Genomic DNA, 16,891 nt, shown 5'->3' on the forward strand with positions numbered 1-16,891 from the left:
TTTTGTGTATAGCTAGTATTATATTTTCTCGATCTTTGTAACCTTGCCCTGTCCGCCTGTAACCATGCTGACTGCTGCTACGATTGCTGCTGTGGTCTTGCCTGATACATTTCCTGCCTGTGCTGCGGCGGCTTGTGTTACCGTTTGCTTTTTTACGATGACTTCTTCAGGTGCGTATTTGTTAACCAGTGTGATTAATCCTTTACCTAAATAAATAACGATCAAAAGAATAGCAAATACTGTGGTCATTCCTACGACCATTAATAATAGTCCAGTTTCTATGTTTTCCATATTTATATTTGTGTGCAATAAAAGTATCTAATATCTCTGAGAGAAGTAACTAAAACAATCTCCGCCAAGTTATAAATTGCATGCAAATATAATAAAATATCGTTAGTATGTCTTTTTTTGTGATATAAAAAATAGTAAAAGAATGAAATGTTTTGCGTTAGATAAGTTTTGTATTGTTAGGTTATTGTGTTTTTTTGTGATAAAAAGCAGGTTTTGTCATTTCGCTTATCTTGTATTCGTGTTCGATACCGGGGCATGACAGATGTCTGATGTTTTTACAAAGGTATCAAACTGACAAAATGCTATATTATGTGTCTTATAGGAGGATTATTCGGGGGAGGAATAGACTGTTTGTTTTTTATGCAGTTGTAGAGAAGATAGTCGTGTTTGAAATGCTGTTATTTCGATCGAATTGATATTATTTAGTCGTGTTTGTGAATGTAATGGCTTTTCTTTTGTTGTTGTTGGATGTGTTTTATGTAGTTTATGATATTTAATGTCTGTCTGGTTTCAGGATAGTTCCAGATGTGTGGAAGTGTTTTAAAACATGCGGATAGGCTTTTTTGTCATTCTTGAAGTAATATATTTCTCTTTAAATTAACACAAATTGATTTTAGCCGCAGCAAAATTTTTCTGTAATAAAAATAGAATTCGTTTTCAATAAAATTTAATCTCGTTTAAAACGAATTTTATCCCGTCTATAGGGGAGTGAAAAGGCATTTTTAGTTGGAAGATGTGTTAATAAATATGAAAATCATTTTTCTGTAAAGTGAATGATGCTGAATGTATGTGTCATTCATATCCCTGCTTTTTAGTCAATATGCTTGTGAATTTGGTCTTATATTAGTAAAATGATATTTCATGGGTAAAAGACAGGTGTGCCGATCTGTTGACTACAGCAAAGTTACAATAGATTATAATCTGAGGATCAGAATATTGTTTAATTACTATATTTTCATTGCAGAACTTAAATAATCCGGTATTTTTGTAAGATGAACTTAGCTCTATATATATTATGAATTTCTGCATCAAACAAATGATCGTACCCGCAGCCCTGTGTTGTACTGTAGGTTCTTTATACGCTCAATCCAAAGAGCGTCCGAATGTCTTGTTTATTATGGCGGATGATCTTCGTCCGGAATTGGGATGTTATGGCGTAAAAGCAATTAAAACTCCCCATATCGATCGTTTGGCAGAATCGTCTTTATTGTTTCAGAATGCCTATTGTAATGTTCCGGTGAGTGGTGCTTCGCGTGCCAGTCTGTTGACAGGAGTATTGCCTTATTATCCGGATAGATTCATCGGGTTTGATGCGTGGGCTTCACGTGACTGCCCTTCGGCGGTCCCTATTTCCAAATGGTTTACCGATCATGGTTATTATACGGTCTCCAACGGCAAAATATTTCATAATATAGAAGATCATGACGATAGCTGGAGTGAATATCCCTGGAGGGTTAATCCCGATGGATATGGCTCGGACTGGGCGGAGTATAATAAGTGGGAATTGTGGATGAATAAAGAATCAGGTAATTTTATCAACCCGAAAACAATGCGCGGTCCGTTCTGTGAATCAGCGGATGTGCCTGATACGGCTTATGACGATGGAAAAGGAGCTGTCAGGACAATGGAAGATTTGCGGCGTCTGAAAAAGATGAACAAACCGTTTTTTCTGGCCTGTGGATTCTGGCGTCCTCACCTGCCTTTCAATGCTCCGAAGAAATATTGGGATATGTATGAGCGCGACCGGATCCCTTTAGCGGATAATCCTTATCGACCTGACAATCTTCCGAAAGAGGTGACGCAATCGGGAGAACTGTTTTCTTATGCCCGTGTGAATGACCTGCAGGAGGAGGTTTTTCAAAGGGAGGCAAAACATGGATATTACGCTTGTGTCAGTTATATAGATGCCCAGATAGGAATGATATTGGAAGAGTTGAAAAAACTGGAACTGGATAAAAATACAATCGTTGTTCTGTTAGGCGATCATGGCTGGGCTTTGGGTGAACATACATTCTGGGGAAAACATACCCTGTTTGATCGGGCTACTCATGTCCCACTGATAGTCAAAGTTCCCGGAATGGAGACAGGAAAGACCGAATCTATGGTCAGTTTTGTCGATTTGTATCCTACGCTTTGCGATCTTTGCGGACTTCCTCAGCCGGAGGGACAGTTGCAGGGAAAGAGCTTCGTGCCTGTTCTGAAGGACCGGAAGACTAAGATACAGGATGAGGTTTTTATTCAATGGCAAGGCGGCGATAACCTGGTGAATAACCGCTATAGCTATACTGAATGGGTGAAAAAGGAAAAGACCTCACGTATGCTGTTTGATCATCGGGAGGATAAAGATGAAAATCATAATATTGCGGGCCAGTCGCGTTTTCAATCGTTGATGGATGGATTTTCAGCTATCATCAAAAAAATAAAGGCAAGTTTGTGAAAGGAAACGGGTTTGTTCTTAGTTGGTGTTAGATGCTAAAATAATTGTATATTTGCCCTCTCGAACATAAATATATAGCCATGGGAAATTTCTTTACATCTTTATTCTCTTCTTCAAAAAATGAGGATAGTGCAGAAGGGAAAGCAAAAAACGATCAGAAAAATTTTGACATATTAAAATATGACGGTATCCGTGCCCAAAAGATCGGACAAGTCGCTTATGCCATCAAATGTTTTACGGAAGCCCTGAATATTCAGGAGGATTTTGAAACAATGAATTACCTGGTGTCGGCTTACTCGATGGCTAACCAGACGGAAAAGGCATTGGAAACATTGAACCGGATGATAGAAATCGAATCGGATCATGTGCAGACCTTACTGACAAGAGTGAGTGTGCTCTTTATGCTGGATAAAGATGCAGAAGTGATCGCAGACTGCCTGCGGGTGATCGAACTGGAAGAATCCAATCATCTTGCCTGGTTCCTGATGGCTAAAGCCAAGAGAACGACCGGCGACCAGCTCGGAGCTATCGCCGACCTGACGAAAGCGATCGCTTTGAAAGATGATTTTACAGATGCATATTTACTTCGTGCGGAAGTTTTACTCGCTTTGAAGCAGGGAAAAGAGGCTTTGCCCGATATCGAAAAGGCCATCTCTTTGGCTCCCGAAGAGGAAACAACTTATTTGGTAAGAGGAAAAATACATGAATCGTTAGGGAATCTGGACGCTGCCGCTGACGATTATCAACAGGCTTTGGACTTGAATCCGTTCAATGAAGATGCCTGTATCCTGAAAGGAACGCTCCTGATCACAAAAGAATTGCTGGACGAAGCCATTGCTTTCTTTGACGAGGCGATCGAGATCCGTCCCGACTTTGCTAAGGCATATGCCGAACGGGGACGGGCGAAGAACCTGAAAGGTGATAAAGAAGGTGCTTTTGAAGACCTGAAAAAGTCCATCGAACTGAATCCGGAAGGTGAGGAAGCGAAGAAATTTGAAGGGCAGCATGCTAATTTTGAGAACAAAACATATATGCCATTTTAATGTTGGATAAACAGTAGGTGAATATTTGACACAGAATCCGGGCTGGAATTAAAAGAAAAAACTTTCAACTCTTTGTTTATTAAAAAAAAGCCTCTATCTTTGCAGCCCGAATTGATATGTAAGATAATAATAAATAAATATATAGAAAGATGAAAAGAACATTCCAACCTTCCAACAGAAAAAGAAAGAACAAGCATGGCTTCCGTTCTAGAATGGCTACTGCTAATGGCCGCAGAGTATTAGCATCTCGTCGTGCTAAAGGAAGAGCTAAATTAACTGTATCTGACGAATATAACGGATAATCTCCGTTAGAAGAAATTAGTATAAGAAAGTAGAGGTTTTTGCTAAAAAGCCTTTACTTTCTTTGTTTTAACGGCTTTGTTTTCTATTTTTGATCCCGCCTACAAAAACAAACAGAAATGAATAACTTTTTTGTTAAACTGATAAAGAATCCGTACGTCCTGAATCTCTTGCTGGCAGTGGTCGTTGCCTGTGCACTGATCTATGGTACGTTGGTATGGCTCGATAAGTATACGCGGCATAATGAAGCGGTTGTCGTACCGGATGTAAAAGGGCTGAAGATAGAAGAAGCGGCTGAATTCTTCAAAAATAACAACTTACGTTATAATGTGATCGACTCAGTGTTCTCCAAGGATGTAGATCCGGGGGCAATTGTCGAACTGGTGCCGTCGGCAGGTTCGAAGGTGAAAGAGGGACGTATCGTATTTATAACGGTGAATGCATTGACCTCGCAGATGGCGACGATTCCGGAAGTGGAAGACTTGTCGTTCCGCCAGGCGTATGCGCTATTAAAAGCCCGTGGATTTGAAAAAGTAGAGATTGAGTATGTCCCGGGTGATTTCAAAGATCTGGCTGTCTCTGTCGATTTACGCGGACGGACTCTGGCGAAAGGGGAGCATGTCCCGCTCACGGCGCCTTTGGTGCTGAAAGTGAGCAGTGGGGATGCAGAGCTTCCTACCGACTCTTTGTCTAATATGCCCGTTGAATCATTGGATAGTGAAGAAGAAAACTGGTTTTAACTATGGATGAATTTTTCGACGAAATGGATGATGAACAGGTTGATGACCTGTTAGAACAGAACGAGGATGGTACTCCCCGGCTGTATGAACATTTCCGCTTCGTTGCCGATCGCGGACAGTCCTTGTTGCGGGTAGATAAATTCCTGGTAGACCGGATGATGGGTGCGACCCGTAACCGGATACAGTTGGCTGCCGATGCCGGTTGTATCATGGCGAACGGAAAACCTGTAAAAAGTAATTACCGGGTGAAGCCGGAGGATGTGGTGACGATCATGATGTCCCGCCCCCGTCGTGACCTGGCTATTATTCCTGAAAATATTCCTATAAAGATCATTTATGAAGACGATGATTTGCTGGTTGTGGATAAACCGGCAGGTCTGGTCGTGCATCCGGGTCACGGTAATTATACCGGAACACTGGTGAATGCACTGGCATGGTATCTGAAAGATGATCCTACCTACGATCCGAATGATCCGGCATTGGGCTTGGTCCACCGTATCGACAAAGATACTTCCGGGCTGTTGGTCGTAGCTAAAAAGCCGGAAGCGAAAGCCCATCTGAGCCTTCAGTTTTTCAATAAAACGACCAAACGCGAGTATCGTGCTTTGGTTTGGGGAATCGTGAAGGAGGATGAAGGGCGTATCGAAGGTAATATCGGACGCGATCCGCGTGACCGGATGCAGATGACGGTTTTCCCGGAGGGTGACCAGGGCAAAACGGCTGTTACCCATTACTCCGTACTGGAGCGTCTGGGCTATGTCACTTTGGTGAAATGCCGTCTGGAGACCGGACGTACGCATCAGATCCGTGTACACATGAAATATATAGGCCATACGCTTTTTAACGATGAACGGTATGGCGGAAACGATGTTCTGAAAGGAACGACTTTTACAAGATATAAACAGTTTGTACAGAACTGTTTTGCCATTTGTCCCCGGCAGGCATTACATGCCAAAACGCTGGGTTTTGTCCATCCAACGACCGGCGAGGAAATGTTTTTTGATTCCGAAATACCAGCCGACATGACACAGTTGATAGATAAATGGCGGGTGTATGCAACTACTAAAGAGATATAAAAATGAAAAAGAACATTGCTATTGTAGCCGGAGGTGACTCCTCTGAAATTGTTGTTTCATTAAAAAGTGCAGAAGGAATCTACTCTTTTATTGATAAAGACAAATATAATTTATATATTGCCATCGTAAAGAAAGGCGAATGGGCGGTAAAACTTCCTGGAGGGGAATATACACCAATAGACAAAAATGATTTTAGTTTCTGTGAAGCAGGTGAGGTAAAGCATTTTGACTTTGCTTATATCACTATTCACGGTACTCCGGGTGAAGACGGACGATTACAAGGTTATTTCGATATGATAGGTATGCCTTATTCTTCATGTGGTCAGTTGGTGAGCGCTCTTACTTTTAATAAATTTGTTTGTAATAATTATTTGCGCAGTTTCGGTATCAGCATATCTGATTCTATCCGTTTGTTTAAAGGGCAGACGGTGACGGAAGAAGAAGCTGTCAGCCGTTTGGGATTGCCGATTTTTGTGAAGCCCAACGACGGGGGAAGCAGTTTCGGTGTGACCAAAGTGAAAGAAGCTTCGCAGTTGCAACCGGCTATTGCCAAGGCTTTTGCCGAAGGTGACGAGGTCCTGCTGGAAAGCTTTATTTCCGGAACAGAAGTGACTTGTGGTTGTTATAAGGTAGGTGGCGGTTCGGGTATCGCCCGGAAAGAGGTGATCTTTCCGCTTACCGAAGTAGTTACGAAGAATGAGTTTTTTGATTTCGATGCGAAGTATAACGGAGAGTCTGATGAGATTACTCCGGCCCGTATCTCTCCCGAACTGACGGAGAAGGTACAACGCGAAGCATCGAAAATTTATGATATACTGGGCGCCAAAGGACTTATCCGGGTTGATTTTATTATTGAAGCAGACGGTGAACCGAAAATGCTCGAGGTAAATACAACACCAGGTATGACAGCTACCAGCTTTATCCCGCAGCAGGTTCGGGCTGCCGGATTGGATATCAAAGATGTCATGACTGACATTATTGAGAACGAACTACAAAAGGCAGGTAAATAAAATTAGAAGATATGGATACAGAAGTTTCCTATAATTTTGACGACATTCGTCCGCTGAACAACGATGAGGTAAAGGATGCGATAGAAGCACTGGTTGCCAACGAGGATTTCGAGCGGGCTTTTCGGTATATCAAGCCGGATTTGAACTGGAATGAATTTTCTGAAACGATGCGCTCGTTTAAGACAAAAGAAGATTTTAAATCGAAACTGGCTTACGAGGCAGTGATGATGGTGGCAAACAAGACGACTTTCTCGCTGACGATCTCCGGACGTAGCCGCCTTCCGAAAGACAAACAACCTTGTACATTTATTTCCAACCACCGCGACATTGTATTGGATGCTTCCTTCCTGAATGTCATGTTGTATGATGTGGGCTACGGTATGACACAGGTTGCGATAGGTGATAACCTGATGATCCGTCCATGGATCGAGACATTAGTTCGTCTGAACAACAGCTTCATCGTAAAACGTGGGGTTTCTGTGCGTCAGATGTTGGATGTGAGCCGTACATTATCTGCTTATATCCGTCACACGATCAATGAAACAAAGGAATCTATCTGGATCGCACAGCGTGAAGGACGTGCTAAAGATTCGAATGACCGTACACAGGGTAGTGTGCTGAAGATGTTGAATATGAGCGGAGATAAGGATATCGTATCCAATTTGATGGAACTGAATATCTTCCCGGTTGCTATCTCATACGAATATGATCCGTGCGATTTCCTGAAAGCGAAAGAGTTCCAGATGAAACGCGATGATCCTGAATTTGTGAAGAGTCAGCGCGATGACCTGCTAAGTATGGAAACAGGTATCCTGAATAACAAGGGGCGTGTTCATTTCACGCTGACCCAGCCGATCAACGACCAGTTAGCTGCTTTGGACAAGGATATGGAAAAGAACGAGTTGGTGGCTGCCATCGCTTCTATTATCGATAAGGAAATCTATAAACATTACCGTTTCTATCCGTGTAATTATGTTGCTTATGATATGTTGACAGGAACGAAACGTTTCAGCGGTAATTACGGTCCGAGAGATAAGAAACATTTTGAAGAATATTTGCAGGGGCAGTTAGATAAGATTGTCTTACCTAACAAAGACGAGGCTTTCCTGCGTACCAAGATGTTGGAAATGTATACCAATCCTTTGAAGAACCACCTGGCAAATCAGGAGTAAGATATTAGTTTCTTAAACGAAAAGGGTAGTCTCGCATGCTGTTGAGACTACCCTTTTTTTGTGCAGGTTATCTATCTGTTTTCTTTGGCATATTTAGACGGACTCATGCCGAATTGTTTGATAAAGGCTGACCAGAAATAAGATTGAGAACTGAAACCTACCGCTTCCGAAATCTCATAAATCTTCATATTTCCTTGCAGCAGAAGTTCTGCGGCTTTCTTCAGACGGCTGATCTTGATCAGGTCGTTCGGGGTGAGGTCAGAGATGGCACGTATCTTACGGTATAGTGTCGGACGGCTCAGGTGCATCAGGTCGGCGATCATGTTCACGTCCAGATCGGAATTTCCGATATTTTCGTTGATGATCTCGTTCAGTTTTTCAAGGAAATTCTCATCGGCCTTTGTGTAGGCCATCGATTTCATATTGGCGATCGGAGAGTTGAAGTAGAACTTCCGGATATTATCCCGGTTCGATATCAGGTTCGATATTTGAACCATCAGCAAGCTGGTGGAGAATGGTTTGTCTATATAGGCATCGGCTCCGAGTTCCAGTCCTTCCAGGCGTGATTGCATGGTATTCTTTGCCGTTAGCAGGATGACAGGGATATGGCTGAATTCGATGTCACTCTTTACATGTTGTAATAAGGTGAAGCCATCCATGACGGGCATCATAACGTCGCTTATAATCAGTTGTACGCTTTGCTCTTTGAGTAAATCCAGTGCTTCCGAGCCGTTGGCTGCCAGCAGGACATTATAGTTTTCATTTACTTCGTCAGCAATAAAGGCACTCATTTCTTTGTTATCTTCGACGATCAGGATGGTTGGACGGCCTTCTTCCCTGATATAGGATATTTTGGGTACGGAGGTTTGTTGCTGAGGCTCTTCTTCCGTTGTTTTCACTGCTCCGGTTTGCTTGACAGGTAAGGTTATGCGGAACATTGTCTGGTTGTTTGAAAAGTCGATCAGTGCCAGTGTTCCATGATGCATTTCCGCCAATGAACGTGCCAGCGGAAGCCCGAGTCCGGTTCCCGGTTTATCCTCATTCCCTTTGATACGGTAGAAAGGCTCGAATATTTTATTCCTCATTTCCGTTGGTACCGGTACTCCGTCATTGATAAAATCGATCATGAATGTTTCGTAGTCGGTAGACAGGTGCAGGCGTACCACGATACTTTTTGCTGCATATTTGACGGCATTCGAAAACAGGTTACTCATGATCTTGGTGAGTGCCTCGCGGTCGACAAAAACATATAATTCCTGTACGGATAGATCCAGGTTCAGCAACAGGTTGTTTTCGGTCGCCATATCCTGAAAACGTTTGGCCGTTTCGGATAAGAGAGAAACGACTTCCGTGCGGACAAAATTAAGACGGTATCCTTCTATTTCTGTTTTCCTGAAATCCAATAACTGGTTTACCAGGGATAACAGGCGGGAGACATTCTTATCCATCAGTAGCAGTGAGTTATTCTCTTTTTCTCCGATCTTGTCCGATTTCAATAAACGCTCCAACGGGTTTTTGATCAGGGTTAGCGGGGTGCGTATTTCATGTGCGATATTAATGAAGAAGTCGATCTTTGCCTGATAAAGCTCTTTCTCCTTGTTGTTTTCGAATATTTGCATTTTGTACGTCATCTTTCTTCTTTCTTTTCTTCTCCAGTAAAAGATCAGATACACGATGATCATCATGATCAGGATGGCATAAATGACATAAGCCGTATTGGAAACCCACCAGGGAGGAAGAACATTGATATGCAGGCGGGTGATTTCGTGTCCCCAGCTATTGGATAGGTTGGCAGCCCTTACTTCAAAAGTATATTCACCGGGATGCAGGTCGGTGAAGTAGACGATGTTACGTTCACCCAATGCTATCCAGTCCCTGTCGAGATTCACCATCCGGTAAGCATATTGGATGGAACCGGGGGCGATGAAGTTGAGGGCGGAAAAGTTGATGTTGAAAGATGATTGGTCGTGATTTAGTGTGATATCCCGGACTTCGGAAACCGAAGAACTGTTAATGATTTTTCGTCCGCCCATCCCGTTCTGTATTTCCAGCGAACTGATACGGACGTCCATCTTTTCGGCTGCCGGACGTATATCGGTCGGCTTGAAATGGATAAAACCTTTTATGGAACCGAAATAGAGTGTACCGTCTTCATCCTTAAAAGCCGAGTTGTAGTTGAACTGGCGGGTGACTAAGCCGTGTGCCTCGGTATAGGTCATGATCTCTTCTGTCTGTGTGTTGAGGCAAACCAAACCATTTGCCGTGCTGATCCATAGACAGTTGTTGTCATCCGGTAAAATACGGAAAGCCACGTTGCTGGGCATACCGTTCTTAACTGTGTAATGAAGCGATTCTCCGGTCTGAAAATCATATTTGATAATACCTTCCACCGTTGCGAACCACATGTTCCCGGCTTTATCTTCGCAGGCATCGTTGACTGAATTATGGCGTTGGGTATTAAGCTTGTCATATTGGAGATACATGCCTGTGTTACTTGTTGTATTGAAATAATAGCTGCGGTTGAACATACCGAGCCATATTTTTCCGGAACGGTCTTCATACAGGCAGTTGACAGCGAACGGAGGAAACTGGGGGGCATAAACAAAGCGGTCGTTCAGATAGTCGTAGCGGAAGATGCCGTCTTCTGTCCCTACCAAAACTTCTCCTTCCCGTAAAACCTTGATACACCGTACTGTACTATTCTTTACTGTTTGTGCATCTTTCAACAGGTCATAGTGTTTGATGACTTTTCGTGTTCGTATATCCATCAGGTCGATGCCGTGTATCACATGTCCGATCCACAGATTATCTCCCGAAGCTGCCAATCCGCGGATATTGGTATGGGAAAGACTTTTTACACCGGGTATTGGCTGGTAATTGGTGAATGTGCCCGTTTTCTTTTCCAGGCAATTGATCCCGGCGTCTTCCGTACCTACCCATATATTTCCGTAAATATCTGTACAGATATCGCGTATCACTTCCCCTTTCAACGAATGAGTTTCGTTCCAGGGATAATATACATTGAAGGGGCGGAAAGGGGAGTAGTAGTTCACTCCGTTCTGGTGAAAACAGATCCAGACACCTTCTTCGCGGTCTTCAAACAGGGCGGAGACGAAATGGCTGGATAGTGCATACGGGTCCAGCGGGTCTTGCCGGATGCGTTTGCAGGTCCCGGCCTCCAGGTCATAGATGAACAGTCCTGAATCGGTCCCGATCCAAAGTTCTTTCTTGTCTTTTTCGAGGAAGCAGTTGATCAGGATCGTTAACTGGTTTTTCTCCTGGATATTCAGATCTTCGTAGGTTTTTGAAAGTACATTGAATATTTTTACATCGTCGTGTTCAAACGCGACATATATGGTCGGAGAAGAAGGTGAGGCATACAGCATGGATAATTTCCGGGAAGTGGTTTCCGGCGAATGGGTGAACAGGTCATGCGATTCGAGATTTCCGTCCTCCGGGTTCAGTTGTGAAATAAAACCTTCCGAATCACCCAGCCAGATGGAATTATCTGCCATGATACAGAAAGAGGTATAAATTTGTCCGTTATTACCGGCGAAAATCCGGAATTGCCCGTCAGAAACATTATACTGTATCAATGTTCCGTCCATCAGCAACCATAACTGGTTGTTTTTGTCGAACTGGAAGAGTTCAACCCCTTTGTTTTTAGTGAAAGGAACGTGCAGGAATGATTCTTTTGTTTCATTATATTGATATAATCCGGAAAGTGTGCCTACCCATAAGTTGCCGTCATGGTCGCAACCGAGATGCGTGATCCAGTTATTGCCGAGCGATTCCGCATCGTCAGGGTCGTTGCGGAATACTTTAAATGTATATCCGTCGAACCGGTTCAGTCCGTCGCGCGTACCGATCCATATATAGCCGCTTTTATCCTGCACGCAACAAGTCACCATGTTGTCGCTTAATCCGTTTTCCACCTGGTAATGACGGAATAGATAGTTGCTTTCTTCGGCAAAAAGGCAGAGAGAACAGAATAGGAAAAGTATAGATAAGATCAACTTCGGATGTCTCATAAATAAGTTTGTTGTTTGACACTGCAAGATATATAAAATTGTATTACCAGTTTTCATTTATCGTGTCATGGATTTTTAAAATTGTGTCAGACCAGGTGAGAATACCACAGAATGAGATAAATACGGGAATTAATGCAACCGGAACGAACAGATATATTTTGCATAAGGGAGTACTTTTGATCAACGATTTGAAAATGCTATAAGAAACCTTTTTGATTACTATCATGAATACACAACATTCTAATACAGGAATAGGAACGAAGATTCAGCTCTGTCTGATGATGTTTTTACAGTATATGTTAAGCGCAGTCTGGTGGGTGCCGCTGGCAGCTTATCTCTCACACACACTAAAGTTGGAGGTGTATCAGGTTTCCTTAGTATTAAGTGCAATGGCTATCGGAGCAATGGCCTCTTCGTTTATCGGAGCGATTGCCGACCGATATTTTGCCGCAGAAAAGATATTGGCAGTTTTGAATATATTAACGGGAGTTTTCTTGCTGCTGGCTGCTCAGCAGCAAGATTTTCCTCCTCTTATGTTCTTTGTCGTAATGGCGATGCTTTGTCACATGCCGACACAGAGTCTGACAAGTACGATCGCGATGAGCCACGCTCCTTCTGAACAGTTCCCGCGTATCCGTATGTTCGGTTCGGTAGGGTGGGTTGCTTCAGGAATATTCAGCCTGGTAGCTATTCATTTATTAGGAATGGAAGCGTTCGATGACACGAACTTACCGATGTACTGTGGTGCTGGTGTTTGTTTTATTGCCGCTTTTGCCAACCTGACGCTTCCGCATACTCCTCCGTCGGTGGCAAAGAGTTCAAAGATATCGGTAATGGATATTACGGGATTCTCCGCTTTCTCATTGATGAAAGATAAGAACTACCGGGTGTTTATGATCCTGACCTTCCTGTCGATCATTCCCTTTACACTTTATCATGTATATGGTTCCATGATTCTGGCGGACGAACAGGTGCGGAATATCACGGTGACGATGAACTTCGGACAGTTGGCCGAAATGCTCTTTCTGATCGTTACCACGACGATCCTGATCAAATCGGGTATCAAGAATACGCTGATCTTCGGTATGGCAGCCATGCTGGTCCGTTACGGAGCTTTTTTCTTCGGGGCTGAAACAGGGCAACAGTGGTTCTATTATATCGGTATTATCGTTCACGGTCTGATATTCGGTCTGTTCTATGTAGGCGGACAGGTCTATACGGATAATGTAGCGCCAAAGGATATGAAGGCACAGGCACAAGGTTTGCTTTTCTTCCTGGTATGGGGAATCGGTTTCCTGATCGGAACGTTATGGAACGGCTGGTTGATTGGAATGTTCCGTGATGGCGATAAATGTGACTGGCCGGTATTGTTCGCTATTTCATCGGCTTGTACACTGGTACTGTTGCTTTTGTTCATGTTCCTGTTCAAGCCGGTAAGCCTTAAAACATCAGATAAATAATACGCATTTAATTCTCAAGACTATATATATATCACGCCAAACATGAAAAAAAGGGGACGCGACGGTGTCCCTTTTTTATTTTAATAAGCTATTCTTCCTCCGGCAGGCTCTTTTTGCATCCTTTGTTTATCCGCTTTTCTCCTTCGTTTTAAGTAATTGTCTATTCAATTGTCTATCGCTATTTTAAGTATTCTCACACCTCTTTACATACCTTTACTTATCAGAATTTAATTATTTCGTTCAGTACTTGAAGAAGTCAGTCTCGACGACCGGGTATAGCAGCCGGAGTAAAACTGCTTGTCTGTTAAGATGCGATTATGAATATATCAGTTAAACTTAATAATGTGAATGCTTATGAACACTTTCAAACCAATTTTTGCAGCTTTGGTGTTATTCCTTTTTCAGGCAATCTTCCTGGCTTGCAGCGACGACAAAGAAGAGATAATTATTCCCCCGGAGAATAGCATACCCGGACAGGAATTTGGAATACGCCAGCTTACTGTGAAACTTCCGCGCCTGGGACGGCTCGAAATACTGTTCTCTAAAATTAACTGCCGTATTCATATAAAAGGAGTAGACGACCGGATTACTTATCCAGTCAACACCTTCCTCTCAGCTACGGCTGACTCCTTGATCATCGAAGCGGAAGACCCGATACTGAGCGAACTTCCCCACCAGATGTATCACTTGAACTATATTACTTTCCCGAAGAAAGACCTGGCCGTGAAAGCGGCTGAGGTGACTGCGGAGGCAGGCATACAGGATACCGTTTACCTGGGTGCCCGCCTGTCGGTCGAAGACCCGGACAATATCGTTTTCCGTTCGAGCTTCAACCTGGAGGCCGACCGTATAGGGGTGGGGAGTGCGGCAGACCCTATTGCTATTGCCTGCGGAAAAGACTTTTATGATATTATATGTAGCGAATTGAGTGTCGGCAATGATTTAGCAGACAAATGTTTCGAACTTACAGCGAATATCAATTTCCAAATGCCTGAAATAACCACCGATAAGGGGTGGCAACCTGCCGGAAGACATAATATCAACGGAAGTTCCACCTCCTTTAACGGCATGATAGACGGTAATGGGAATGCAATCGACTTGCTATCCAGCAGTTCTACGGAAGATTATGCAGGGCTCTTCTATAAATTAGGATCGCGAGCCCATGTGCATGATATCGAGTTTACCTCTGTTGCTTTAAATGGAAAAGACTATATAGGAGCGGTTGCTTGCTATTCGGAAGAAGGAGCACAGCTTGAAAATATAAGTTTGACCGGCTTTATAGATGGAGTTTCCAATATTGGCGGACTGGTAGGTTCGGGCGATGTCACGGTTACAAACTGTGTTTCCAGTCTTGCTGTAAAAGTAAAATCCGATAAATCAGCATCCAATATAGGCGGATTGATTGGGTTTACCACCTCTTCCGAGATTAAGAACTGTATCCTTACCGGACTGGTTACAGCTCCTAAGGGCAAGAATGTAGGAGGCATTACCGGAGCCGGAGGTTCGTTTACCAATTGCTACGTAGGTGGTTCTATTGAAGGTTATGACTATACAGGAGGGATCACCGGAATGGCTGGGGGCACCTTTGCCGGTTGCCGGGTCGGCGCAACGATGAGTTACAATTCATATGCCTTTCCCTGGGAAGTCTTTCTTTCTCAACCGTTGGTAACTCCTTTCTCAATCGGTATTATAGGTCGCAATTATGTGGGTGGTTTTGCCGGTGGCGGTTCCCTCACTCTGGAAGGAGAGAATATATTTATGCGTGAGTCGGGGACAACCGCTACCCTGACCGGAAACGACTATGTCGGCGGACTGGTCGGACACAGTAAATATCTGGAAGCCCGTGCTTCGGCCTCTTATACCTCTTACGCTCATATCAAAGCCCATGACTATAGTGGTGGGGTAGCCGGTCGTCTGGAAAATATGAATACCGATGCCATTTTCACCAACCGTGGATCCATTAATGCGACAGGCTACCACTGTGGCGGAATTGTGGGTTGGGGAACGGCTCTTGCATGTAAAGGTACCTGGACTAATGAAGCTACTATCGTAGGCGTGAGAGCGGTGGGAGGTATTATCGGTGATGTGGATAAAATGGATAGTCAATGCGAAATACATATGATCAATGACGGATCGGTGACAAGTACGAATTATTATCTCGGAGGTCTGGTCGGATACAGCAACAGTCAGCTTAACTTTGGTGAGAACAGCCGTGTCAGCCATGAAGGAGGTTCTATGAAAATCACAGGTGAATATTATGTAGGCGGTGTAATCGGAAGCCTTGAAATGGAAGTCGGTTCCAAGTCATACATCATAAACAAACAACCTGCCGTTCATGCAAATATATATGCTCGTTCGTATGTCGGTGGTATAAGTGGTTATATGAGGTTGCGAAATGCAACTGGAGTAACCGGAGTGATCAACGGCACTAATACGTGTAAGATTGTGATTACTTCTTCAAGTACAAGCGGTACTTGCGTAGGCGGAGCGATCGGTTTTATGCGTGCGGAAACCAATACGGATAACGTTGGGCAGATCAAACTCAGCGGGATTACCCAGTTGACCGGCAGTATTACTGCAGCCGGCGGAGCTGTCGGCGGCATTGTTGGACGGTTGGAAAACAATAAAAACAAGAGTGTCCTGATTGAGGATTGTAAGAACTTTGTCAACCTAACCTCTACGGCAACCAGCAATGTAGACGGTTTCGGTGGTATCGGCGGATTACGTGAAGAACTGGGATATGAGATCCGGATTTCTCGTTGTGCCAACTATGCCGATATATCCGGCAGGAATGTTTCCGCTGCAGGAGGCATCTTCGGTCAACAAGAAGAAAACGTCTATATCGATCAATGCTTCAATGTCGGTAAGGTCGATGCAAACAGTGCAGTGGGCGGTATCCTCGGCCGTGCCTTTGATGGAACGACTGTGGAAAACAGCTTCAATATGGGAGAAGTGCCCTGGGTATCGGGCAAGACGCTTCTGGCCGGTATCGTCGGACAGAAAGAAAACAAAAGTAAGAAAGACCTTCGGATCAAGAACTGCTATAATGTAGGCACCACTGGTTGGGGTATTATCGGCGGCGAAGACGACAAAAACGTGGATTGCCAGAACTGCTATTACCTCGACACCGCCTCCAACGGCGATATGAAAAAGAGCGGATCTGTATCGAAAAACGCCACTCAGATGCGTCAGAAGGGTACTTATTCCGGCTATTCTACCGACATCTGGACGTTCGGTACTGATGGGCTAGGGGCTCCTACGTTGAAGAATAATAAGATAGCTTCCGGTTATCCCAATCCATTATCCCAATAAATACATTTTATACATAGAT

Annotated in this window: 11 protein-coding genes; 9 read left to right on the forward strand and 2 right to left on the reverse strand. The window is 43.7% G+C overall.

Annotation, left to right across the window (positions count from 1 at the left end):
- Positions 1-18 precede the first annotated feature (18 nt).
- Positions 19-291 (reverse strand): OadG family protein, encoded by a 273-nt coding sequence (locus IEY67_RS09880; RefSeq protein WP_122354344.1) that lies wholly within the window; start codon positions 289-291, stop codon positions 19-21.
- Between the two features lie 1,015 nt (positions 292-1,306).
- Between IEY67_RS09880 and IEY67_RS09885 the strand changes: the two genes are divergently transcribed.
- From IEY67_RS09885 to IEY67_RS09915, 7 genes are all read left to right on the forward strand, one after another.
- Positions 1,307-2,728, forward strand: a complete 1,422-nt coding sequence (locus IEY67_RS09885; protein ID WP_373292247.1) for a sulfatase — start codon at positions 1,307-1,309, stop codon at positions 2,726-2,728.
- An 80-nt stretch (positions 2,729-2,808) separates the two neighbouring features.
- Positions 2,809-3,771, forward strand: a complete 963-nt coding sequence (locus IEY67_RS09890) for a tetratricopeptide repeat protein (RefSeq protein ID WP_183668293.1) — start codon at positions 2,809-2,811, stop codon at positions 3,769-3,771.
- A gap of 149 nt (positions 3,772-3,920) precedes the next feature.
- A complete protein-coding gene (gene rpmH, locus IEY67_RS09895) occupies positions 3,921-4,073 on the forward strand; it encodes a 50S ribosomal protein L34 (RefSeq protein WP_005633099.1) in 153 nt (50 codons plus the stop codon).
- Between the two features lie 117 nt (positions 4,074-4,190).
- Positions 4,191-4,811, forward strand: a complete 621-nt coding sequence (locus IEY67_RS09900; RefSeq protein WP_122354341.1) for a PASTA domain-containing protein — start codon at positions 4,191-4,193, stop codon at positions 4,809-4,811.
- A 2-nt stretch (positions 4,812-4,813) separates the two neighbouring features.
- Positions 4,814-5,887, forward strand: a complete 1,074-nt coding sequence (locus IEY67_RS09905) for an RluA family pseudouridine synthase (RefSeq protein ID WP_122354340.1) — start codon at positions 4,814-4,816, stop codon at positions 5,885-5,887.
- Between the two features lie 2 nt (positions 5,888-5,889).
- Positions 5,890-6,897, forward strand: coding sequence for a D-alanine--D-alanine ligase (locus IEY67_RS09910; protein WP_122354339.1), 1,008 nt, complete (start codon positions 5,890-5,892; stop codon positions 6,895-6,897).
- 11 nt (positions 6,898-6,908) lie between these two features.
- Entirely contained in the window at positions 6,909-8,069 is a 1,161-nt protein-coding gene (locus IEY67_RS09915) for a 1-acyl-sn-glycerol-3-phosphate acyltransferase (RefSeq protein WP_122354338.1), read from the forward strand.
- 71 nt (positions 8,070-8,140) lie between these two features.
- On the opposite strand, the gene IEY67_RS09920 is transcribed toward IEY67_RS09915, so the two are convergent.
- A complete protein-coding gene (locus IEY67_RS09920) occupies positions 8,141-12,100 on the reverse strand; it encodes a hybrid sensor histidine kinase/response regulator transcription factor (RefSeq protein ID WP_183668295.1) in 3,960 nt (1,319 codons plus the stop codon).
- Between the two features lie 224 nt (positions 12,101-12,324).
- Between IEY67_RS09920 and IEY67_RS09925 the strand changes: the two genes are divergently transcribed.
- A complete protein-coding gene (locus tag IEY67_RS09925) occupies positions 12,325-13,560 on the forward strand; it encodes an MFS transporter (RefSeq protein ID WP_122354336.1) in 1,236 nt (411 codons plus the stop codon).
- 354 nt (positions 13,561-13,914) lie between these two features.
- Positions 13,915-16,872 carry a M26 family metallopeptidase gene (locus IEY67_RS09930; protein ID WP_183668296.1) on the forward strand — a complete coding sequence of 986 codons (2,958 nt, stop codon included), beginning with the start codon at positions 13,915-13,917 and terminating at the stop codon, positions 16,870-16,872.
- Positions 16,873-16,891 lie beyond the last annotated feature (19 nt).

It is taken from the genome of Parabacteroides faecis (assembly GCF_014647375.1).
GTDB lineage: Bacteria > Bacteroidota > Bacteroidia > Bacteroidales > Tannerellaceae > Parabacteroides > Parabacteroides faecis.